The sequence below is a fragment of the Pseudomonas sp. GXM4 genome (assembly GCF_008923895.1).
GTDB classification, from domain to species: domain Bacteria; phylum Pseudomonadota; class Gammaproteobacteria; order Pseudomonadales; family Pseudomonadaceae; genus Aquipseudomonas; species Aquipseudomonas atacamensis.
On sequence record NZ_WBRZ01000071.1, the window covers coordinates 1 to 21,528 of the forward strand.

20 protein-coding genes are annotated in these 21,528 nt (G+C 59.2%); 11 read left to right on the plus strand and 9 right to left on the minus strand.

Annotation, left to right across the window (positions count from 1 at the left end):
- Positions 1-131: 131 nt before the first annotated feature.
- From tusD to F8N49_RS11720, 6 genes are all read left to right on the plus strand, one after another.
- On the plus strand, positions 132-524 hold the full coding sequence (tusD, locus tag F8N49_RS11695) for a sulfurtransferase complex subunit TusD (RefSeq protein WP_038860118.1): 393 nt from the start codon (positions 132-134) through the stop codon (positions 522-524).
- Between the two features lie 2 nt (positions 525-526).
- On the plus strand, positions 527-883 hold the full coding sequence (gene tusC / locus F8N49_RS11700) for a sulfurtransferase complex subunit TusC (protein ID WP_071172887.1): 357 nt from the start codon (positions 527-529) through the stop codon (positions 881-883).
- Positions 883-1,176, plus strand: coding sequence for a sulfurtransferase complex subunit TusB (gene tusB / locus F8N49_RS11705; RefSeq protein WP_071172888.1), 294 nt, complete (start codon positions 883-885; stop codon positions 1,174-1,176). Before tusC ends, tusB begins: the two co-directional genes overlap by 1 nt.
- Complete coding sequence (locus F8N49_RS11710) at positions 1,173-1,508, plus strand: TusE/DsrC/DsvC family sulfur relay protein (RefSeq protein WP_071172889.1); 336 nt, start codon at positions 1,173-1,175, stop codon at positions 1,506-1,508. Before tusB ends, F8N49_RS11710 begins: the two co-directional genes overlap by 4 nt.
- The gene (locus F8N49_RS11715; RefSeq protein ID WP_151551513.1) at positions 1,505-2,506 is read left to right on the plus strand and encodes a glycosyl transferase family protein; all 1,002 of its coding nucleotides are present in this window, start codon (positions 1,505-1,507) and stop codon (positions 2,504-2,506) included. Before F8N49_RS11710 ends, F8N49_RS11715 begins: the two co-directional genes overlap by 4 nt.
- Positions 2,507-2,597: 91 nt before the next feature.
- A complete protein-coding gene (locus F8N49_RS11720; protein ID WP_151551515.1) occupies positions 2,598-3,599 on the plus strand; it encodes a glutathione S-transferase family protein in 1,002 nt (333 codons plus the stop codon).
- A gap of 132 nt (positions 3,600-3,731) precedes the next feature.
- Here F8N49_RS11720 and cysG read toward each other — a convergent pair whose 3' ends face one another.
- The 6 genes from cysG to ftsK form a co-directional block, all read right to left on the minus strand.
- The gene (gene cysG, locus F8N49_RS11725) at positions 3,732-5,126 is read right to left on the minus strand and encodes a siroheme synthase CysG (RefSeq protein ID WP_041477064.1); all 1,395 of its coding nucleotides are present in this window, start codon (positions 5,124-5,126) and stop codon (positions 3,732-3,734) included.
- A complete protein-coding gene (serS, locus tag F8N49_RS11730; protein WP_151551517.1) occupies positions 5,127-6,407 on the minus strand; it encodes a serine--tRNA ligase in 1,281 nt (426 codons plus the stop codon).
- A gap of 15 nt (positions 6,408-6,422) precedes the next feature.
- Positions 6,423-6,797 (minus strand): fluoride efflux transporter CrcB, encoded by a 375-nt coding sequence (gene crcB, locus F8N49_RS11735; RefSeq protein WP_016775261.1) that lies wholly within the window; start codon positions 6,795-6,797, stop codon positions 6,423-6,425.
- Positions 6,797-8,119: a replication-associated recombination protein A gene (locus F8N49_RS11740; protein WP_051600478.1), complete on the minus strand. Its 1,323-nt coding sequence runs from the start codon at positions 8,117-8,119 to the stop codon at positions 6,797-6,799. The genes crcB and F8N49_RS11740 overlap by 1 nt, the downstream gene beginning before the upstream one ends.
- Positions 8,120-8,300: 181 nt before the next feature.
- The gene (gene lolA, locus F8N49_RS11745) at positions 8,301-8,921 is read right to left on the minus strand and encodes an outer membrane lipoprotein chaperone LolA (protein ID WP_151551519.1); all 621 of its coding nucleotides are present in this window, start codon (positions 8,919-8,921) and stop codon (positions 8,301-8,303) included.
- 67 nt (positions 8,922-8,988) lie between these two features.
- Positions 8,989-11,397, minus strand: coding sequence for a DNA translocase FtsK (gene ftsK, locus F8N49_RS11750; protein ID WP_041477069.1), 2,409 nt, complete (start codon positions 11,395-11,397; stop codon positions 8,989-8,991).
- Between the two features lie 522 nt (positions 11,398-11,919).
- On the opposite strand from ftsK, the gene aat reads away from it, so the two are divergent.
- From aat to infA, 3 genes are all read left to right on the plus strand, one after another.
- Positions 11,920-12,600, plus strand: a complete 681-nt coding sequence (gene aat / locus F8N49_RS11755; RefSeq protein WP_071172895.1) for a leucyl/phenylalanyl-tRNA--protein transferase — start codon at positions 11,920-11,922, stop codon at positions 12,598-12,600.
- A 58-nt stretch (positions 12,601-12,658) separates the two neighbouring features.
- Complete coding sequence (locus F8N49_RS11760) at positions 12,659-13,366, plus strand: arginyltransferase (RefSeq protein ID WP_016775265.1); 708 nt, start codon at positions 12,659-12,661, stop codon at positions 13,364-13,366.
- Between the two features lie 112 nt (positions 13,367-13,478).
- A complete protein-coding gene (infA, locus tag F8N49_RS11765; protein WP_002553999.1) occupies positions 13,479-13,697 on the plus strand; it encodes a translation initiation factor IF-1 in 219 nt (72 codons plus the stop codon).
- 501 nt (positions 13,698-14,198) lie between these two features.
- Here the strand turns inward: infA and clpA are convergent.
- Positions 14,199-16,469 (minus strand): ATP-dependent Clp protease ATP-binding subunit ClpA, encoded by a 2,271-nt coding sequence (gene clpA, locus F8N49_RS11770; RefSeq protein WP_016775266.1) that lies wholly within the window; start codon positions 16,467-16,469, stop codon positions 14,199-14,201.
- A gap of 30 nt (positions 16,470-16,499) precedes the next feature.
- Positions 16,500-16,883, minus strand: a complete 384-nt coding sequence (gene clpS, locus F8N49_RS11775) for an ATP-dependent Clp protease adapter ClpS (RefSeq protein WP_011334948.1) — start codon at positions 16,881-16,883, stop codon at positions 16,500-16,502.
- Positions 16,884-17,107: 224 nt separating this feature from the next.
- Here clpS and F8N49_RS11780 point away from each other — a divergent pair, with 224 nt between their 5' ends.
- A complete protein-coding gene (locus F8N49_RS11780) occupies positions 17,108-17,389 on the plus strand; it encodes a cold shock domain-containing protein (protein WP_071172897.1) in 282 nt (93 codons plus the stop codon).
- A 78-nt stretch (positions 17,390-17,467) separates the two neighbouring features.
- On the opposite strand, the gene icd is transcribed toward F8N49_RS11780, so the two are convergent.
- Entirely contained in the window at positions 17,468-18,724 is a 1,257-nt protein-coding gene (gene icd, locus F8N49_RS11785; protein WP_071172898.1) for an NADP-dependent isocitrate dehydrogenase, read from the minus strand.
- Positions 18,725-19,205: 481 nt separating this feature from the next.
- Between icd and F8N49_RS11790 the strand changes: the two genes are divergently transcribed.
- Complete coding sequence (locus tag F8N49_RS11790) at positions 19,206-21,431, plus strand: NADP-dependent isocitrate dehydrogenase (protein ID WP_151551521.1); 2,226 nt, start codon at positions 19,206-19,208, stop codon at positions 21,429-21,431.
- The last annotated feature ends 97 nt before the right edge of the window (positions 21,432-21,528 follow it).

Consider the following 21,528-nt stretch of genomic DNA (forward strand, 5'->3'; position numbering starts at 1 on the left):
GATTTTGCTCTTCAAGATCAAAAGATCGCAGCCTTCGGCAGCTCCTACAAAGGTATCTGCGTAAAACTCGGGTTTCGCGGCTGTCGCAATAAAGCTTTATCATGGCCGCAGTTTCGCTGATCGAGTCCATCATGAAGTTCGCCATCGCGCTGTTTTCCGCCGCCCATGCGCCCTCCTCGCGCCGTGCCCTGCTGTTTGCCCAGGCCGCGCTGGCCGGCGGCCATGAGATTGTCCGGCTGTTCTTCTATCAGGACGGCGTGTTCAACGCCTCCGATGCGGTGGTGACGCCGCAGGATGAACTGGACTTGCCCAAGCAATGGCGCGCCTTTATCAACGAAAAGCAACTTGACGGCGTGGTCTGCATCGCCGCCGCTCTGCGCCGTGGCGTGTTGAACGAAGAAGAAGCCAAGCGTTACCAGCGTGAAGCGATTTCGCTCAGCGCGCCATGGGAATTGTCCGGTCTGGGTCAATTGCACGACGCCGTGCAGGACGCTGATCGGCTCATCTGTTTCGGAGGCGCTTGAACATGGCCAAATCGCTGTTGATCATCAGCCGCCAATCGCCTTGGTCCGGCCCCGGTGCCCGGGAAGCGCTGGATATCGTGCTCGCCGGTGGCGCCTTCGATCTGCCGATCGGTTTGCTGTTTCTCGATGACGGCGTGCTGCAACTGGCCGCCGGGCAGAACGCCAGGGCCTTGCAGCAGAAAGACCTCAGCGCCAATCTGCAGGCGCTGCCGATGTTTGGTGTCGAAGAGCTGTTCTATTGCGCCGAAAGCGCCAATGCTCGCGGTCTTGGCAACCTGTCGCTGGACGAAGCGCAGCCGCTTGCTGCTGAACACATCACCGCCCTTATTGACCGTTACGATCAGGTGATCACCCTCTGATGTCGACTTTGCATGTGTTGTCTCATTCCCCGTTCGGCGACGATCGTCTGAGCAGTTGTCTGCGCCTGCTCGGCAGCGCCGACGCTGTGTTGTTGTCCGGCGATGCGGTGTATGCGCTGCAACCGAACACTGCGCCGTTCGCTGCTCTGCAAGAGCGACCAATCAAACTTTTTGTATTGGTTGAGGACGCACAGGCGCGTGCGATCGAGGTTCCAGACTGGGCCGAGGCCATTGACTACCCGGCCTTCGTCGAACTGTCGATCCATCACGCCAAGGTCAACAGCTGGCTATGAATTCAATGACCGTCGGCGCCCGCGCCATCGAACTGGACAAGGACGGCTTTCTCGTTGACCTCAGCGACTGGTCGGCTGAAGTCGCCAGCGCCCTCGCCGCCGCCGAAGACATCCAGTTGACGCCCGAACACTGGGAAGTCCTTGAGCTTCTGCGTAGCTTCTACGCCGAATTCCAGCTATCGCCGGCCACGCGTCCGCTGATCAAGTACACCGCGTTGAAACTCGGCGCCGACAAAGGCAACAGCCTGCACCTGAACCGACTGTTCAAAGGCACCCCTGCCAAACTCGCCGCGAAACTGGCGGGCCTGCCCAAACCGACGAATTGCCTATGAACGACTTTCCAGCTTTGACCCTCGAAACGCCTGCCGAGCATCCGTTCGCGCAATTCGTGCGCATTCTCGGCAAGGGCAAGCGCGGCGCCCGCGACCTTACGCGCGAGGAAGCCCGCGAGGCCATGGGCATGGTGCTCGATGACAAGGTCGAAGATACGCAACTGGGTGCCTTCCTGATGTTGCTGCGGCACAAGGAAGAAAGTGCCGAAGAAATGGCCGGTTTCACCGAAGCCCTGCGCGCACGCTTGCACGCGCCCGCATTGAATGTCGACTTGGACTGGCCGACCTACGCCGGCAAAAAACGCCACCTGCCGTGGTATCTGCTGGCGGCCAAGTGCCTGGCGCAAAACGGCGTGCGCATCTTCATGCATGGCGGCGGCGCACACACGGCCGGGCGTCTGTACAGCGAACAACTGCTGGGCGAACTGAACACTCCCCTGTGCCGCAATTGGCAGCAGGTCGGCGCGGCACTGGACAACGGCGGTCTGGCGTTTATGCCGCTGGTGGACTGGGCGCCGCAGTTGCAAAAGATGATCGACCTGCGCAATACCTTGGGCCTGCGGTCGCCGATCCACTCGCTGGCGCGGATTCTCAATCCGTTGGGCGCACGCTGCGGCCTGCAAAGCATTTTTCACCCGGGTTACCAGGCGGTGCATCGCGATGCCAGCGGCTTGCTCGGCGACACGGCAATTGTGGTCAAGGGCGATGGCGGTGAAATCGAGATCAACCCCGACGCCACCAGCCACCTTTATGGCACCAGCGGCGGTCAGAGCTGGGATGAAGAATGGCCGCAGCTGTCAGCGCAGCGCCACGTCAAACCCGCCTCGCTGGACATCGAGCACTTGAAAGCCGTGTGGCGTGGCGATGTGGTCGACAGTTACCCGCAAATGGCCTTGATTGCGACCATGGCCCTCGCCCTGCGCGGTCTCGGTCAGAATCGCGAACAGGCCTTCACAACCGCAGAACAATACTGGGCGGCGCGCAACACATCGATCTAACCGATCATTAGCGCCCGATCTTTGCGCTTTTTGTTCGAACTCATCGGAATAGACTCGACTCCAACGAATATTGGTTTTGGGAGTCTTGATCATGGGTTTACTCGTCGACGGCCACTGGCAGGACAAGTGGTACGAAAGCAGCAAGGACGGCGCGTTCCAGCGCGAACAAGCGCAACGCCGCAACTGGGTGACCGCCGACGGTCAACCAGGCCCCAGCGGTGAAGGCGGTTTCACTGCCGAAGCCGGGCGCTATCACCTCTACGTTTCCCTCGCCTGCCCTTGGGCGCATCGCACGCTGATTTTTCGCAAATTGAAAGGTCTGGAAAGTCTGATCGACGTGTCGGTGGTCAGCTGGCTGATGCTGGAAAACGGCTGGACCTTCGACAAAGCGCTAGGCTCGACCGGCGACAAGCTCGACGGCTTCGACTTCATGCATCAGCGCTACACCGCTGACACGCCTGACTACACCGGGCGCGTGACGGTGCCAGTGTTGTGGGACAAGAAACTCAAGCGGATTGTCAGCAATGAATCGGCGGAAATCATCCGCATGTTCAACAGCGCCTTCGACGAGATCACTGGTAGCGATCTGGACTTTTATCCGGCGCCGCTACGCAACGAAATCGATGCGCTGAACGAGCGGATCTACCCGGCGGTGAACAACGGTGTCTACCGCGCCGGATTCGCTACTTCGCAGCAAGCCTACGAACAGGCGTTCGATGAAGTCTTCGCCGAACTGGATCATCTGGAGCAACTGCTGGGTGCCAATCGTTACCTGAGCGGGGAATACCTGACCGAGGCCGATGTGCGTTTGTTCACCACGATGATTCGCTTTGACGCGGTGTATCACGGGCACTTCAAGTGCAACCTGCGGCGGATTGCCGACTACCCGAACCTGTCGAACTGGCTGCGCGAGATGTATCAGTGGCCGGGGATTGCCGAGACGGTGGATTTCCAGCATATCAAGCATCACTACTATGGCAGCCACAAGACGATTAACCCGACAGGGGTTGTGCCGAAGGGGCCGGAGCAGGATTTCAGCGTAGCGCATGATCGCGAGCGGTTGATCGGGAAAGGGGTTTGGCGCCGGGGTTGAAATTCGAGCAGCTCTTAAGGGCGCCATCGCTGGCAAGCCAGCTCCCACAAGGTCTTGTGTAATGCTGAAGATTGCAGCTTTGACACAATACCTGTGGGAGCTGGCTTGCCAGCGATTGGGGCGACGCGGTGTTTAGACCTGCGCCTGCGCCCCTTCAAACCACGCCAGTTTCTCGCGCAGCTGCACTACTTCGCCGACGATCACCAGGGTCGGTGCATGCACTTCATGCTCCGCCACCATTCGCGGCAGATCCGCCAGCGTGCCGGTGAAAACCCGCTGATTGACTGTAGTGCCCTGCTGAATCAACGCCGCCGGGGTATCCGCCGCGCGACCATGCTTGATCAACTGCTCACAGATGATCGGCAAACCCACCAGGCCCATGTAGAACACCAGCGTCTGCGCCGGGGCGACAAGATCGGCCCATGGCAGATCGGTGGAACCATCCTTCAAGTGGCCAGTGACAAACCGCACGGACTGCGCATGGTCACGGTGGGTCAGCGGAATCCCCGCATAAGCAGCGCAACCGCTGGCCGCCGTAATGCCCGGCACCACCTGGAATGGAATACCGTGGGCCGCGAGCTCTTCGATCTCTTCGCCACCGCGGCCGAAGATAAACGGATCGCCACCCTTCAACCGCACCACACGCTTGCCGGCCTTGGCCAGATCGACCAGTTGCTGGTTGATCTGATCCTGCGGCACGGCGTGTTCGGAGCGACGCTTGCCGACATACACCCGCTCGGCATCGCGACGGCACAACTCGAGAATCGCCGGTGCCACAAGGCGGTCATAGAGCACCACATCGGCTTGCTGCATCAGGCGCAGTGCGCGGAAGGTCAACAGATCCGGATCACCGGGGCCGGCACCGACCAGATAAACCTCGCCAGTGGTGACCATGGGCTCGCCATCGACCTTGGCCTGCAACAGGCGCTCGGCTTCAGCGCCCTGCCCGGCCAGTTGACGATCGGCAATCGGGCCTTGGAAAACGTCTTCCCAGAAGCCGCGACGCTGCTGAACATCCGGAAACAGGTTTTTCACCTGATTGCGAAAACGCGCAGCCAATCCAGCCAACTGACCGTAAGTGGAAGGAATCCAGGTTTCGATTTTCGCGCGGATCAGGCGCGCCAGTACCGGCGCATCGCCGCCGCTGGACACGGCGATGATCAACGGCGAGCGATCGACGATCGCCGGGAAGATCACGCTGCACAAGGCCGGCGCATCGACCACGTTGACCGGCACGCAACGGCGGTGGGCGTCGGTGGAGACTTGCGCGTTGAGCGTTTCGTCGTCGGTAGCGGCAATGATCAACCCGCAACCGTCCAGATCCGTTTCGGCATAACCGCGCAACAGGCATTCACCGCCGCTGGCAGCGACCAGTTCAGCCAGTTGCGTTTCGATTTCAGGTGCGACCACCCGCAGCAGCGCACCGGCATCGGCCAGCAGGCGGGATTTGCGCAACGCAATTTCCCCCCCACCGACAACCAACACACGACTGCCGCGAAGGTTGTGAAACAGCGGCAGATATTTCATTTAGCCGATGACCTCAAGGCCACCCATGTACGGCTTGAGCACGTCCGGCACGCGGATCGAACCGTCGGCCTGCTGGTAGTTTTCCAGTACCGCAACCAGAGTACGACCGACCGCCAGACCAGAGCCGTTCAAGGTGTGCACCAGCTCAGGCTTGCCGGTTTCCGGGTTACGGAAACGCGCCTGCATGCGCCGCGCCTGGAAGTCGCCGCAATTGGAGCACGAGGAGATTTCGCGGTATTTGTCCTGGCTCGGAATCCACACTTCCAGGTCATAGGTCTTGACGGCGCTGAAGCCCATGTCGCCGGTGCACAGCGCCAGGGTGCGGTAAGGCAGGCCGAGCAGCTGCAGGACTTTTTCGGCGTTGGCAGTCAGGCTTTCCAGCGCTTCCATCGATTGCGATGGCTCGACGATCTGGACCATTTCGACTTTGTCGAACTGGTGCTGGCGGATCATGCCACGCGTGTCGCGGCCCGACGCACCGGCTTCGCTGCGGAAGCACGGGGTGTGGGCGACAAACTTGATCGGCAGCAGTTTCGAATCGACGATTTCGCCGGCAACGATGTTGGTCAGTGACACTTCGGCGGTCGGGATCAGGTACAGATCGGCTTCGCCTTCGCGGGCAATCTTGAACAGATCCTCTTCGAACTTCGGCAACTGGCCGGTGCCTTGCAGCGCCGGAGCCTGAACCAGATAAGGCGTGTAAGCCTCTTCGTAGCCATGTTCGGTGACATGCAGATTGATCATGAACTGCGCCAGTGCGCGATGCAGCCGCGCGATCGGGCCACGCAGCAAGGCGAACCGCGCGCCGGACAGCTTGGCGGCGGTTTCGAAGTCCAGCCAGCCGAACTTTTCGCCGAGGGCAACGTGGTCTTTGACTTCGAAATCGAACTGAGTCGGGGTGCCCCAGCGGCGCACTTCGACGTTGTCGTCTTCGTCCTTGCCGACCGGAACCGACTCGTGCGGCAGGTTGGGGATACCGAGCAGGATCGAATCGAGTTCGGTCTGGATCGCGTCCAGCTCGACCTTGCCCGCGCTCAGCTCGGCCGCCATGCGCTCGACGTCCGCCATCAGCGGCGCGATGTCTTCGCCACGCTGCTTGGCCTGCCCGATGGATTTGGAACGCGCGTTACGTTCAGCCTGCAGTGCTTCGGTGCGGGTCTGGACGGTCTTGCGCTGTTCTTCCAGCGCTTCGATGCGCGCGGTGTCCAGGGCAAAGCCACGGGAAGCCAGGCGGTCCGCTACGTCCTGAAGGTTGCTACGTAACAGTTTGGAATCGAGCATGTCGGTTTCTCGTTATCAAAGTTTGGTCAGGGACAGGCCGGCCCACGTCGCGAGCAGCCCGCCGAATACGCTGAGTGCGGCGTAGCCCAGGGCCAGCAACACTTGCCCGCTTTCCAGCAGGCGCACCGTATCCAGTGAAAAGGATGAAAAAGTCGTCAGCCCCCCGAGGAAGCCGACCATCAACCCGGCGCGCACCTCGATCGGCACCTCCGGGCGTATCAGAAACAGGCCGTACAACACGCCAATCAGCAGGCAGCCCACGATATTAACGGCCAGCGTCGCGGTATAGAAGTGCCGCGGCCAATTGGCGCTGACCCAATTACCGGTGGCGAAGCGCAACAAGGTGCCGGCAACACCGCCGACCGACACTGCAAGGATCAATGGAACCACTATTTTCTCCGCTGCCGAGGGCTCAGACGATCGAGTTGAGCGAGGTGATTGAGTTTTTCGCCGATCTTCAACTCCAGGCCACGGGGCACTGGCTGATAGAACGGAATCGGCTCGAGTTCTTCCGGAAAATAGTCTTCGCCGGCGGCATAGGCGTCCGGCTCGTCGTGGGCGTAGCGGTATTCGTCGCCATAACCCAATTGCTTCATCAGCTTGGTCGGGGCATTGCGCAGGTGCAGCGGGACTTCCAGCGAGCCGTTCTCAGCCGCTGCGCGCAGCGCGGTTTTGAAGCCCATGTACACCGCATTGCTTTTCGGTGCGCAGGCCAGATAAGTAATGGCCTGGGCGACTGCCAATTCGCCCTCGGGGCTGCCGAGACGCTCCTGCACTTCCCACGCCGCCAGGCACAGGCTCAGCGCACGCGGGTCGGCGTTGCCGATGTCTTCGCTGGCCATGCGCACCACGCGCCGGGCCAGATACAGCGGATCGCAGCCGCCGTCGATCATCCGCGCAAACCAGTACAACGCGCCGTCAGGGTTGGAGCCGCGCACCGATTTGTGCAGGGCCGAGATCTGGTCGTAAAACGCTTCGCCACCCTTGTCGAAACGTCGACGGGTGTCGCCGAGCAGGCTTTGCAGCAGCTCGATGCCGATTTCGCTGTTGTCTTCGGCCAGATCAGAGGCGTTTTCCAACAGATTGAGCAGACGCCGGCCATCACCATCAGCGGCGGACAGCAGCATCTGAAAACCTTCATCGCTCAGGGTCAGGTTGCGCTTGCCCAGCCCGCGCTCTTCGGTCAAAGCCCGATGCACCAGTTTGCGCAGCGCCGCTTCGTCGAGGCTTTTCAGCACGTAGACGCGGGCCCGCGACAACAGGGCGTTGTTCAGTTCGAACGAAGGGTTTTCGGTGGTGGCGCCGATGAAGATCAGCGTGCCGTCTTCAACGTACGGCAGAAACGCGTCCTGCTGCGACTTGTTGAAGCGGTGCACTTCATCGACAAACAGGATCGTGCGCTTGCCGTACTGTCCGGCCTGCTGTTTGGCGATTTCAACGGCCTGGCGGATTTCCTTGACCCCGGCGAGCACCGCCGAAACCGTTTCGAAGTGCGCATCGGAGACTTCTGCGAGCAAGCGCGCCAGGGTGGTTTTGCCCACGCCCGGCGGCCCCCAGAAGATCATCGAATGCAGCGCGCCCTGCTCCAGCGCCTCACGCAGAGGCTTGCCGCGAGCGAGCACGTGTTCCTGACCGACGTACTCATCCAGATTGGCCGCACGCAAACGCGCGGCCAAGGGTTGGGCAATCGGTGCACTGCGAAACAGATCCATCACGTAGCGTTGAAACCTCTGATTTTCTGAAATCTGCTGAAGAACCTGTGGTGAGGGGATTTATCCCCGTTGGGCTGCGAAGCGGCCCCAAAAGCGACGACTGCTGCGCAGCCGGACGGGGATAAATCCCCTCGCCACAATAGCCCCTCAATAGCAGGTCCTCACCACAAAGGCCCGGTGTTTATTCCTGGATAACGTCGGCACCCTTGGGAATGTCGAATTTGAACTTGGACGCAGGCACCGCTTCGTTGGCCTTGACCATGGTAAACAGGATATTGGTGCGCTGGCCGACGCTGTCAATCAGTTGCATGTCATTGAGCAGGCCGTTGCGGAACGACAGGCGCAGGTTGTCGAACAGGGTGTCCTTGGTTTTCGGCTTGAGAGTGAAGTCGATCACGCCGCCCGCCTCTTTCGCGCTGATATCGAAGCTCTGGCTGATCTTCGAGACATCACCGGACAGCAACAGCGCTGGCGTCTGGGTCAGCCGCTCGTCGAGCTTCTTGATGGTTGCCTGCTCCAGATCCGGGTCCCACAGGGTGACTTTCTTGCCGTCGGAGACCATGGTCTGCTCGGCCGGCGCGTTGGTGTGCCAGTAGAACAGACCCGGACGCTGCAGGGTCATGTTGCCGGTGGTTTCCTGCAACTGGGTGCCGCCGCCGTCGAGGGTCAACTGCGAGAAGTTGGCCGACAGGGTTTTCGATGTTTCGAGCAATTGGGTCAGACGCGCCACGTCCTTTTCATCGGCGTGGGCCGTGAGTGTGGTCAGCGCCAGTACTGGCAACAGCATGCGGATAAGGCGCATGAGAGTCCTCTTGAATAATCGTGGGAGAGCGGGTGGTGCGTCATTGCACCACCCGCGTCGTTGCGTTTCAGTCGCGTACCGGGCCCGGGGCCAGGACTTCACGCGAACCGTTGGTGTTCATAGAGGTAACGACGCCGGCCATCTCCATCGCCTCGATCATCCGCGCGGCGCGGTTGTAGCCGATCTTCAGCTTGCGCTGCACAGCGGAAATCGACGCGCGACGGCTTTCGAGGACGAACTGCACCGCTTCGTCATACAGCGCGTCGGCTTCCGGATCATCACCGTCGCCACCACCGCTGCTGCCTTCAAAGCCGCTGCCCGCCTCTTCGACACCGTTGAGAATGTCGTCGTTGTATTCCGGCGCGCCGCGCAGCTTCCACGCTTCGACCACACGGTGAACCTCATCGTCGGAGACGAACGCGCCGTGGACGCGGATCGGCAAACTGGTGCCAGGCGGCATGTAGAGCATGTCACCGTGACCGAGCAGTTGCTCGGCGCCACCCTGGTCGATGATGGTTCGCGAGTCGATCTTGCTCGATACCTGAAACGCCATACGTGTCGGGATGTTGGCCTTGATCAGACCGGTGATCACGTCCACCGACGGGCGCTGGGTCGCAAGAATCAAGTGAATCCCCGCCGCACGCGCTTTTTGCGCAATACGGGCAATCAGTTCTTCAACCTTCTTGCCGACGATCATCATCATGTCGGCGAATTCGTCCACCACTACAACGATGGTCGGCAGTTTCTGCAGCAGCGGCGCTTCGTCGTGAATGCTTTCGCGCTTGTACAGCGGATCGCTCAACGGCTCGCCGGCATCCTGGGCTTCCTTGACCTTGGCGTTGAAGCCGGAGAGGTTACGCACGCCCATTTTCGCCATCAGCTTGTAGCGACGCTCCATCTCGGCAACGCTCCAGCGCAAGGCGTTGGCGGCATCCTTCATGTCGGTCACAACCGGGCAAAGCAGGTGCGGAATGCCTTCGTAGATGGACAGTTCAAGCATTTTCGGGTCGATCATGATCAGCTTGGCATCGTCCGGGCCGGACTTGAACAGGATCGACAGGATCATCGCGTTCACGCCCACGGACTTACCGGAACCGGTGGTGCCGGCCACCAACAAGTGCGGCATCTTCGCCAGGTCGGTGATGACCGGCTTGCCGCCGATGTCATGACCGAGCGCCAGGGTGACCGGCGATTTGAAGTTGTCGTACTCGGGGGTCGACAGCACCTCGGAGAAACGCACGATCTGGCGGTCTTCGTTGGGAATCTCGATACCGACGGTGGTCTTGCCCGGAATCACCTCGACGACCCGCACACTGGTCACCGCCAGCGAACGCGCCAGGTCTTTCGCCAGGTTGGCGATACGGCTGACTTTTACCCCGGCGGCAGGCTGGATTTCGTAACGGGTAATCACCGGGCCCGGGTGGATCGAGTCAACGGTGACTTCGACGCCGAATTCCTTGAGCTTGATTTCCAGCAAGTGGCCGACCGCTGCCAAGGACTCAGGCGAATAGTTGAGCTGTTTCTTTTCCGCAGGATCAAGAATGGAGATCGGCGGCAAGGTGCCTTCGACCGCGCTGTCGACGAACAATGGCGCCTGCTTCTCTTTCTGTACGCGCTTGCTCGGCTCTGGGGCCTTGGCCGGTGCCGGCGCGATCACCGGTGGCACCTGCTTCTCGCGGTCGGACATGTGCTTGCTCAGCGCTTGCTCACGCTCGATCAGGCGTTCCTTGACCTTGGCCTGTTCACGCTTGTCGGTGACAGTCGGTGCGACCACATCGTGGACGCGGTCATCGACCTCACGCAGTTGCGCGACCAGTTGCTTGCGCTCGGTGCGCGCCGACCACCAGCGGTTGAGCGCGCCCTGGAACAGCTCGAACAGATCGAGGGTGATCTTGCCGGTGACGTCCATCACCTTGAACCACGACAGGTCGGTGAATACGGTCAGGCCGAACAGGAACAGCGCGATGAACAGCAGCGTGCTGCCTTGAATGTTCAGCGCATTCTTCGCCAGATCGCCAAGGCTTTCGCCCAGGGCACCGCCAGCGCCGGCCGGCAGACCGGTCGCGGCATGGAAATGAATGTGCGCCAGCGCAGCACCGGAGAGCACGAGGAACACCAGACCGATCAGGCGCCAGGAAAACAGCCAGCCGCTCCACTGCCATGGCTCGTGACGTTGACGGAAGATCTGGTATGCCTTGACCGCCAGCAGCAACGGAAAAATATAGGCGAAGTAACCGAGCACCATGAACAGGATATCGGCGCTGTACGAGCCGGCCGGGCCGCCGAAGTTCTGCACATCGTCGATCTTGCTGTTATGGCTCCAACCCGGGTCGTCCTTGCCGTAAGTCAGCAAAGCCATCATCAGGAACAGGCACAAGGCGCCGATGGCGATCAATGCACCTTCCTTGAGCCGGTAGTGCAGTTGCTGGCGCCAGAGCGGAACGACTGTTTTGGGTGCTTCGGTGGTCTTCTTCAAAACGCTTCTTTTCCTGCGCCCGAGGCGCGTCCATCTATTGAATGACGATAAAAAACTGCCCAATCCAGGCAGGTAGAAAAGGTGAAAAGCTCAACTGGGACTACTTTTAACACTGTGCCACTGGTTTTATAAACACAGCCATAAACACTGTGCGCAGCGAAAAGCCCGTCACAACCCGGCATTGTACGGGTTTGTGCGCCCGACGCCATGTTTCAGACCCCAGCCTTGAGCATAGCCAATCGCACACGCAGTGCCTTGCAATTGGAGCATGCATTGCCTTTTGTGACAAAGGCTTATGAGCTGTATTTGATGAACGTAGCGAACCTGGCCGGATCGGGCTCACAGGAATGCTCGACAGCATCGACACGGCGACGTTTACGACCACGGGCGACACATCAAGTTGCAGCTCAATGCTCGCTGCACCAGACAACTGTGCAGGACAGCGGCGCCGTTTCGCGGCAAACTCTTTCGCGGGGCCTGCACGCCCCCTGACCGCCCTCCCCTTCTGCAAGCCTGGATGCCATGCTGACTTGGTTACAACGTAATTCCCTGACCTTTCCGCCACTGGAAAAAGCCATGCGCGAGCCGAACGGATTGCTCGCCGCCGGCGGCGATCTGTCCGCCGACCGCCTGATCCAGGCCTATCGCCATGGCTGCTTTCCCTGGTTCTCCGAAGGCCAACCCATTCTCTGGTGGTCGCCAGACCCTCGCACCGTGCTGTTTCCCGACGAACTGCACGTCTCGCGCAGTCTCGGCAAGCTGCTGCGCAAGCAACGCTACCAAGTGACTTTCGATCAGGATTTCGACGCTGTCATCCGCGCCTGCGCTGCCCCGCGTGACTACGCCGACGGCACCTGGATCACCGAGGCCATGCAGGATGCTTACGTAGAATTGCATCGGCGCGGTTTCGCTCATTCGGTTGAGGTCTGGGACGAGGGACAGCTGGTCGGCGGCCTGTACGGCCTGGCGATGGGCCAACTGTTTTTTGGCGAGTCGATGTTCAGCCGCGCTGACAATGCATCCAAATATGGCTTTGCCACGCTGGTCCAGCATTTGAAAGCCGCCGGGTTTGTGCTGATCGATTGCCAGATGCCGACCGATCACCTCCACAGCCTCGGTGCGCGATCCATTCTGCGGTGCGAATTCGCCGACTATCTGCAGCGCCATCTCGACCGACCGAATTCGGCGACCTGGGTTTGCTGAGCGACTTTTGCGCAGGTGGCTTACACTTAATCCACCAGCTTATCCCGAGGGTTGATTCATGACCGAGTTGGCGCGTTTGAAGTTTTATGCCACTCAGCCCCACTCTTGCAGTTATCTGCCCGAGGAGCAGGCCACGACGCTGTTTCTCGACCCGAGTCAGCCCATGGATGTGCATGTCTACGCAGACCTGTCGGAAATGGGCTTTCGTCGCAGCGGCGATCATCTGTACCGGCCGCATTGCCAGAATTGCAATGCGTGCGTGCCTGCGCGCATTCCCTCCGCCCAGTTCATCGCCAATCGCCAGCAGAAGCGCATCTACAAACGCAACGCCGACCTGCAAGTACAACCGGTCAAACCGCACTTCAGCGAAGAATATTTCGACCTCTACCAGCGCTACATCGAACAGCGCCATGCCGACGGCGACATGTACCCGCCGAGCCGCGATCAGTTCTCGACGTTCCTGGTGCGTGACCTGCCCTTCTCGCGCTTCTACGAGTTTCGACTCGACGGACGGTTGCTCGCGGTGGCGGTCACCGATCTGCTGCCCAACGGCCTGTCGGCGGTGTACACCTTCTACGAACCGAACGAAGAACGCCGCAGCCTCGGCCGTTACGCAATACTCTGGCAAATCGCCGAGAGCCAGCGCCTGGGACTTGAGGCCGTGTACCTGGGTTACTGGATCAAGAACTGCAAAAAGATGAATTACAAGACGCAATATCGACCCATCGAATTGCTGATCAATCAGCGCTGGGTCATCCTGAACTGAACCTGCGGCCTAAACCCCTTGGCGTAAACACCATTTTTCGGGCACAATGCACGCCGCTTTTGCCTGGCGCAGTTGCACCGGGCCATTCATTGGATACCGAGGGCTTTACTGCATGTCGAAAGAAGACAGCTTCGAAATGGAAGGCACTGTCGTCGACACCCTGCCCAACACCATGTTTCGTGTGGAGTTGGAAAATGGGCACGTCGTAACCGCGCATATTTCCGGCAAGATGCGCAAGAACTACATTCGTATTCTTACCGGTGACAAAGTGCGCGTCGAGCTGACGCCCTATGACTTGAGCAAAGGGCGGATCACTTACCGCGCTCGTTAATCAAGTCAATACAGAACGCCCGGGTAATGCCGGGCGTTTTTGTATCTGCGTTTTGAGGTTTTGGGGCTGGCGGTTTCGCGCTTACAGCATGCAAATCAAAAGATCGCAGCCTTCGGCAGCTCCTACACAATGAGCGCAAGCTCGAGTGCTCTTGATCTTGATCCACCGGCGACGTCGGAAGGCTGAGTGGAGGGATTGATCCGGGCGTGGGAGCGCAGCGACCGTCTGGCGCAGCCAGACACAGCGGAAGGAGGTGCAGCGAAGCAAACCGTAGCCGCTGCGCCCGGATCGATCCCGCAGCGAAGGAACCCGAGCCTGCGAGGGCCGAACGTAGGAGCAAGCGTTTTTTTGCTTACTTTTTTTAGGCGTTTGTAAAAAAAGTGAGTCGCCGTAAGGGCGAAACCCTAAGCAGCCGTAACCGCAGCAACGGATTTACACCCAAAACCATCAAGCAACGAGCAACAAAAAGGCGCCCGAAGGCGCCCTCTTGATCCACAGCCGTCAGGCCATTTCCGCAGTAGTTTCGAAGTCGAACGTCAACTCCCCATCCTTGATGTCGATGTGCACCACACCGCCATGCTCGGCCAGTTCGCCAAACAGAATCTCCTCCGCCAGCGGACGCTTGATCTTGTCCTGGATCAGACGCGCCATCGGACGTGCGCCCATCGCCGAGTCATAACCACCCGCCGCCAGCCAACTACGCGCAGCATCAGTAACCTCAAGCAACACACGCTTGTCTTCCAACTGCGCCTGAAGCTCGGTGAGGAACTTGTCCACCACACTCTTGATGACCTCATGACTGAGGCGACCAAACTGGATAATGGTGTCCAGACGGTTACGGAATTCCGGCGTGAAGCTCTTCTTGATCACTTCCATCGCATCGGACGAGTGGTCCTGATGGGTGAAACCGATCGAAGCCCGCGCGGCCGTCTCGGCACCGGCGTTGGTGGTCATGATCACGATCACGTTGCGGAAATCCGCCTTGCGCCCGTTGTTGTCGGTCAGCGTGCCGTGGTCCATGACCTGCAACAGCAGGTTGAAGACTTCCGGATGCGCCTTCTCGATTTCATCGAGGAGCAATACGCAATGCGGCTGCTTGGTGATCGCTTCGGTCAACAGACCGCCCTGATCGAAACCGACATAGCCAGGAGGCGCACCGATCAGACGCGATACGGTGTGCCGCTCCATGTACTCGGACATGTCGAAACGCACCAGTTCAATGCCCAAGGCCTTGGCCAGTTGTCGCGCGGCCTCGGTTTTACCGACACCGGTAGGCCCGGCAAACAGGAACGAACCGACTGGCTTGTCCGGCGATTTGAGGCCGGCGCGGGACAGTTTGATCGCAGTCGACAGCGAATCGATCGCCGCGTCCTGACCAAACACCGTCAGCTTCAGGTCACGCTCCAGGTTACGCAGCAACTCTTTGTCGGAACTGGTGACGTGCTTTGGCGGAATCCGCGCGATTTTCGCGACGATGTCCTCGACCTGTGGCACTTCGATTCGCTTGACGCGCATCTCTACCGGTTGCAGACGCTGGTAGGCGCCCGCTTCGTCGATCACGTCGATGGCCTTGTCTGGCATGTGCCGGTCATTGATGTAGCGCGACGCCAGTTCAGCAGCGGCACGCAACGACTCATCGCTGTATTCGATATTGTGGTGCTGCTCGAAACGCCCTTTCAGGCCACGCAGGATACCGATTGTGTCTTCCACCGACGGCTCGACGACATCGACCTTCTGGAAGCGACGCGCCAAGGCACGATCCTTCTCGAAGATGCCGCGAAATTCCTGGAATGTGGTCGAACCGATGCAGCGAATGTCGCCAGACGACAGCAGCGGCTTGAGCAGGTTGGACGCATCCATCACGCCACCGGAAGCAGCACCCGCACCGATGATGGTGTGGATCTCGTCGATGAACAGAATCGCCTGCGGACGCTTTTTCAGCTCATTGAGCAGCGCCTTGAAGCGCTTCTCGAAATCACCGCGATACTTGGTGCCCGCGAGCAGAGCGCCAAGGTCGAGCGAATAAACCACCGCATTGGCCAGCAGATCCGGCACCTGATTGTCGACGATGCGCTTGGCCAGGCCTTCGGCAATCGCGGTTTTACCCACGCCTGCCTCACCCACCAGCAGCGGATTGTTCTTGCGCCGGCGCGCGAGGATCTGCGCGACACGCTCGACTTCCGACTCACGACCAACCAACGGATCAATGCGACCCTGGCGCGCGAGTTCGTTGAGGTTGCTGGCATAAGCATCCAGAGGATTGCCTGAAGAAGAAGACTCACCGCCCTCGTCGTCCTGCATATCTTGTTCACCTTCAGAGTGATCGCCGTGCCCCGGTACTTTCGAAATGCCGTGGGCGATGTAGTTGACGACATCGATGCGCGCAACGCTCTGCTGTTTCAGCAGGAACACTGCCTGACTCTCTTGCTCACTGAAGATGGCGACCAGCACGTTGGCGCCGGTCACTTCGCGTTTGCCCGAGCTCTGTACGTGAAAAACAGCACGCTGCAGGACACGCTGGAAGCCCAGGGTTGGCTGGGTCTCGCGATCCTCGTCATGGACGGGGATCAATGGCGTGGTGGAGTCGATGAACTCCTGCAGATCATGCTTGAGTTTGTCGAGGTTTGCGCCGCAGGCACGCAAAACGGTGGCGGCAGCCTCATTATCCAATAGGGCCAGCAGGAGATGTTCGACGGTCATGAACTCATGACGCTTCGAACGAGCCTCCTTGAAGGCAAGATTGAGGGTGACTTCGAGCTCGCGGTTTAACATAGCTTCACCTCATACCCAAGTGGTCGGCGATTAACCGTCCTTCTCGATTTCACAGAGTAGCGGATGCTGGCTTTCCCTGGCGTACTGGTTGACCTGCATGGCCTTTGTCTCGGCGATGTCGCGGGTAAACACTCCACATACTGCCCGTCCTTCTGTATGGACGGCCAGCATGACCTTGGTCGCCAGCTCGCGATTCAGGTTAAAAAACACCTCGAGCACTTCGACGACGAAATCCATCGGTGTGTAGTCATCGTTGAACAAAACCACCTTGTACATCGGCGGCGCCTGTAACGCGGGCTTTGCTTCCTGAACAGCAACGCCTGCCGAATCGTCGTCGTGCTCCTGTGGAAGATCCTTTTGGAGAAGCGGGCGATCCTGATTGAATGTTAGTCGAATCTGGCTGATTGCATGCATGGAAAAAAAGGTTCGTCAGTTGTGCGAATACAGTGGTGGGGGCGGTTGCACACGTTTTCAACTACGACTGCCCGGTCACCTTGACTATCGGGAAAACGGTGTTACAACCAATAGAGCCCACAGTGGGTAAAAAAGATCCGCGGAGTCAATTCTTTTATCGAATTCGATTGCGGATGTCGTGGATGATACTCCAGCGATGGAGTCTGTTGCAGAGGGATTTGAGCATGGCTGTCGGCAAGGTGAAATGGTTCAACAATGCCAAGGGATTCGGCTTTATCAATACCGACGCCCGGGAAGGTCGCGATGAGGATGGCAAAGACATTGATTTCTTTGCCCACTACTCGGCCATTGAAATGGAAGGGTACAAAACCCTGAAAGCGGGTCAGGCGGTGAACTTCGAGATCGTTCAAGGCCCTAAAGGCTTGCATGCCGTGAAGATAACTTCGGTCGAAGCAGCTCCCACGCCAAGCTCGATTGCCAAGGAAAAACAAACGGCTACCAGTTGAAGCCTCAAAACATTCGGTCATAAAAAAAACGCCTGACTCAACCCATCGAGCCAGGCGGTTTTTGCGTGCCTGCAACTTTTACATATGCGAAATCAACGCATCCCCGAACCCGGAAGACGACACCAGCTTCGCGCCATCCATCAAACGCTCGAAATCATAAGTAACAGTCTTGGCGCCGATCGCACCGTTGGTGCCCTTGATGATCAGGTCCGCCGCTTCAGTCCAGCCCATATGACGCAACATCATCTCGGCCGAGAGAATCAACGAGCCCGGGTTGACCTGATCCTTGCCGGCATATTTCGGTGCGGTACCGTGGGTCGCTTCGAACATCGCCACGGTGTCGGACAGGTTGGCGCCCGGCGCAATACCGATACCACCCACTTCCGCCGCCAGCGCGTCGGACAGGTAGTCACCGTTGAGGTTAAGCGTAGCGATCACATCGTATTCGGCCGGGCGCAGCAGGATCTGCTGGAGCATGGCGTCGGCGATGGCGTCCTTGACCACAACATTCTTGCCGGTTTTCGGATTCTTGAACTGCATCCACGGACCGCCGTCGAGCAGGGTCGCACCGAACTCTTCGGCCGCCACTTCGTAGGCCCATTCCTTGAAGGCACCTTCGGTGAACTTCATGATGTTGCCTTTGTGCACGATGGTCAGCGAATCGCGGTCATTGTCGACCACATATTGCAGGGCCTTGCGCGCCAGACGCTTGGTGCCTTCACGCGATACCGGCTTGACGCCGATGCCGCAGTTTTCATCGAAACGGATCTTGGTGACGCCCATTTCTTCTTTAAGGAATTTGATGACCTTGGTGGCTTCCGGCGAACCGGCCTTCCATTCGATACCCGCGTAGATGTCTTCGGAGTTCTCGCGGAAGATGGTCATGTCGACGTCGCCGGGCTTTTTCACCGGGCTTGGCACACCCTCGAACCAGCGCACCGGGCGCAGGCAGACGTACAGGTCGAGCTGCTGACGCAGGGCCACGTTCAGCGAGCGGATACCGCCACCGACCGGAGTGGTCAGCGGGCCTTTGATGGAGACCACGTAATCCTTGACCGCGTCGAGGGTTTCCTGCGGCAGCCAGGTGTCCTGGTCATAAACCTGAGTGGCCTTTTCGCCGGCGTAGACTTCCATCCAGGAAATCTTGCGCTTGCCGCCGTAGGCCTTTTCAATAGCAGCATCGACAACCTTGATCATCACCGGACTGATGTCGACACCAATACCGTCACCTTCGATGAAGGGGATGATCGGGTTATCAGGAACATTGAGAGAATGGTCTGCATTGACAGTGATTTTGTCACCGACGGCTGGAACCTGAATCTTCTTGTAACCCATGCTGAACTCCATTGTTTGGATTGAACACCTGGCTTGCTTCGAGCGTAACCCAGTTGAATCAACACGCAAACCCTATGTTCCTGCGCCGCGCACATCTCGTTTCGTACAAGCCTGAAAGCAAAGGGAAAAGCGCCAAACTCCAGCATTCGTAACGAGTCTTTGCCCGGTCGCGCCCTGCGACCTTTAGACCAATGGACGAGAATCGTTGCATATGAACCATCGGCAGATTGCCAGCTACCTATGTATAATGCCGCCCGCTGACCACAGGGTCACGACGGCTGGCCTCTCTAGCACGAGACTTTCCGCCTGATTGGTCGGGTTGTTACCGCAGCCTGACTGCTTGACGCTCTACTGATGCACCCAACATCACCGCGAAGAATCTCGACATTCGGTTCATGGATGACTTTGAACGAACGCGCTTACCCGGCGCCCCTCGAGTTTCTGCGCACGCTTTAGCAAAGAAGAGAGAGTTAATCCGAATATGCCCACCCGCTCGAAGATCATCTATACCTTCACCGACGAAGCTCCTGCCCTCGCCACCTATTCCCTGCTGCCGATCATCGAGGCTTACACCGCCTCGGCCGATATCGCCGTGGAAACCCGCGATATCTCTCTTGCAGCGCGCATCCTGGCAAGCTTCCCCGAGCAACTGGGCGACAAAGCCGTAGCCGACCACCTCGCCGAACTGGGCGACCTGGCCGTTACGCCTGAAGCCAACATCATCAAGCTGCCGAACATCAGTGCTTCGGTGCCACAGCTGCAAGCCGCGATCAAAGAGCTGCAGGCGCAGGGCTACAACCTGCCTGACTACCCGGAAACCGTAACCAGCGACGCCGACAAAGACGCCAAGGCGCGTTACGACAAGGTCAAGGGCAGCGCTGTGAACCCGGTTCTGCGTGAAGGCAACTCCGACCGCCGCGCTCCGCTGTCGGTGAAGAACTACGCGCGCAAGCACCCGCACAAAATGGGCGCCTGGGCCAAGGACTCCAAGTCTCACGTCGCGCACATGAGCACCGGCGATTTCTACGGCAGCGAAAAAGCTGTCCTGATCGACGCCGCTGACGCTGTGAAGATCGAACTGATCGCCAAGGACGGTGCTGCCACCGTTCTGAAAGAAAAAACCACCGTTCAGGCTGGCGAGATCCTCGACTGCGCCGTGATGAGCAAAAACGCCCTGCGTGCGTTCATCGCTGCCGAGATCGAAAGCGCCAAGGCCCAGGGCGTGCTGCTCTCGGTTCACTTGAAAGCGACCATGATGAAGGTCTCCGACCCGATCATGTTCGGCCAGATCGTTGCCGAGTTCTATAAAGACGCACTGACCAAGCACGCTGACGTGTTGAACCAGATCGGCTTCAATCTGAACAACGGCATCGGCGATCTGTACGCGCGCATCAAGGCCCTGCCGGCCGAGCAGCAAGCGCAGATCGAAGCCGATATCGCAGCGGTCTACGCCGTTCGTCCTTCGCTGGCGATGGTCAACTCCGACAAAGGCATCACCAACCTGCACGTGCCGAGCGACGTCATCGTCGACGCCTCGATGCCAGCGATGATCCGTGACTCCGGCAAGATGTGGGGCACCGACGGTCAGCTGCACGACACCAAGGCTGTGATCCCGGATCGTTGCTACGCGACCATCTACCAGGCCGTGATCGAAGATTGCAAAGCCAACGGCGCTTTCGACCCGACCACCATGGGCAGCGTGCCGAACGTCGGTCTGATGGCGAAGAAAGCCGAAGAGTACGGCTCCCACGACAAGACCTTCCAGATCAAGGCTGACGGCGTTGTTCGGGTCACCGACAGCAAAGGCAAGCTGCTGATGGAACAGGCTGTCGAAGCCGGCGACATCTTCCGCATGTGCCAGACCAAAGACGCGCCGATCCAGGACTGGGTCAAACTGGCCGTCAACCGTGCTCGCGCGAGCAGCACGCCGGCGATTTTCTGGCTCGACCCGATGCGCGCTCACGATGGCGTGGTGATCGAGAAGGTTCAGGCCTACCTGAAGGATCACGACACCAGCGGTCTGGACATCCAGATCATGGCGCCGGTCGACGCGATGAAGCACACCCTGCAGCGCACCCGCGAAGGCAAGGACACCATTTCGGTGACCGGCAACGTACTGCGCGACTACCTGACCGACCTGTTCCCGATCATGGAACTGGGCACCAGCGCCAAGATGCTGTCGATCGTACCGCTGATGAATGGCGGTGGTCTGTTCGAAACCGGCGCCGGCGGTTCGGCGCCGAAGCACGTGCAGCAACTGGTTGAAGAAAACTTCCTGCGCTGGGATTCGCTGGGTGAGTTCCTTGCCCTCGCCGCTTCCCTTGAGCATCTGGGCGTGAACTACAACAACCCGAAAGCACTGGTGCTGTCGAAAACCCTGGATCAGGCCACCGGCCAGTTCCTCGACAACAACAAGTCGCCATCGCGCAAAGTCGGCAACATCGACAACCGCGGCAGCCACTTCTACCTGGCGATGTACTGGGCTCAGGCCCTGGCTGCCCAGACCGAAGACGCTGCACTGCAAGCGCAGTTCGCGACTCTGGCCAAAACCCTGACCGAGAACGAGGCAACCATCGTTGCCGAGCTCAACGCCGTGCAGGGCAAGCCAGTCGACATCGGCGGTTACTACCACGCCGACGCCGAGCTGATCAGCAAGGCCATGCGCCCAAGCGCAACCTTCAACGCGGCGATTGCTGCGCTGGTCTAAGGTTGTAATGCGGTAAACAAACCCCGGCCTTGTGCCGGGGTTTGTGTTTCCGGGTTTTGTGATCACCACAAAACTTTGTGGGAGCTGGCTTGCCAGC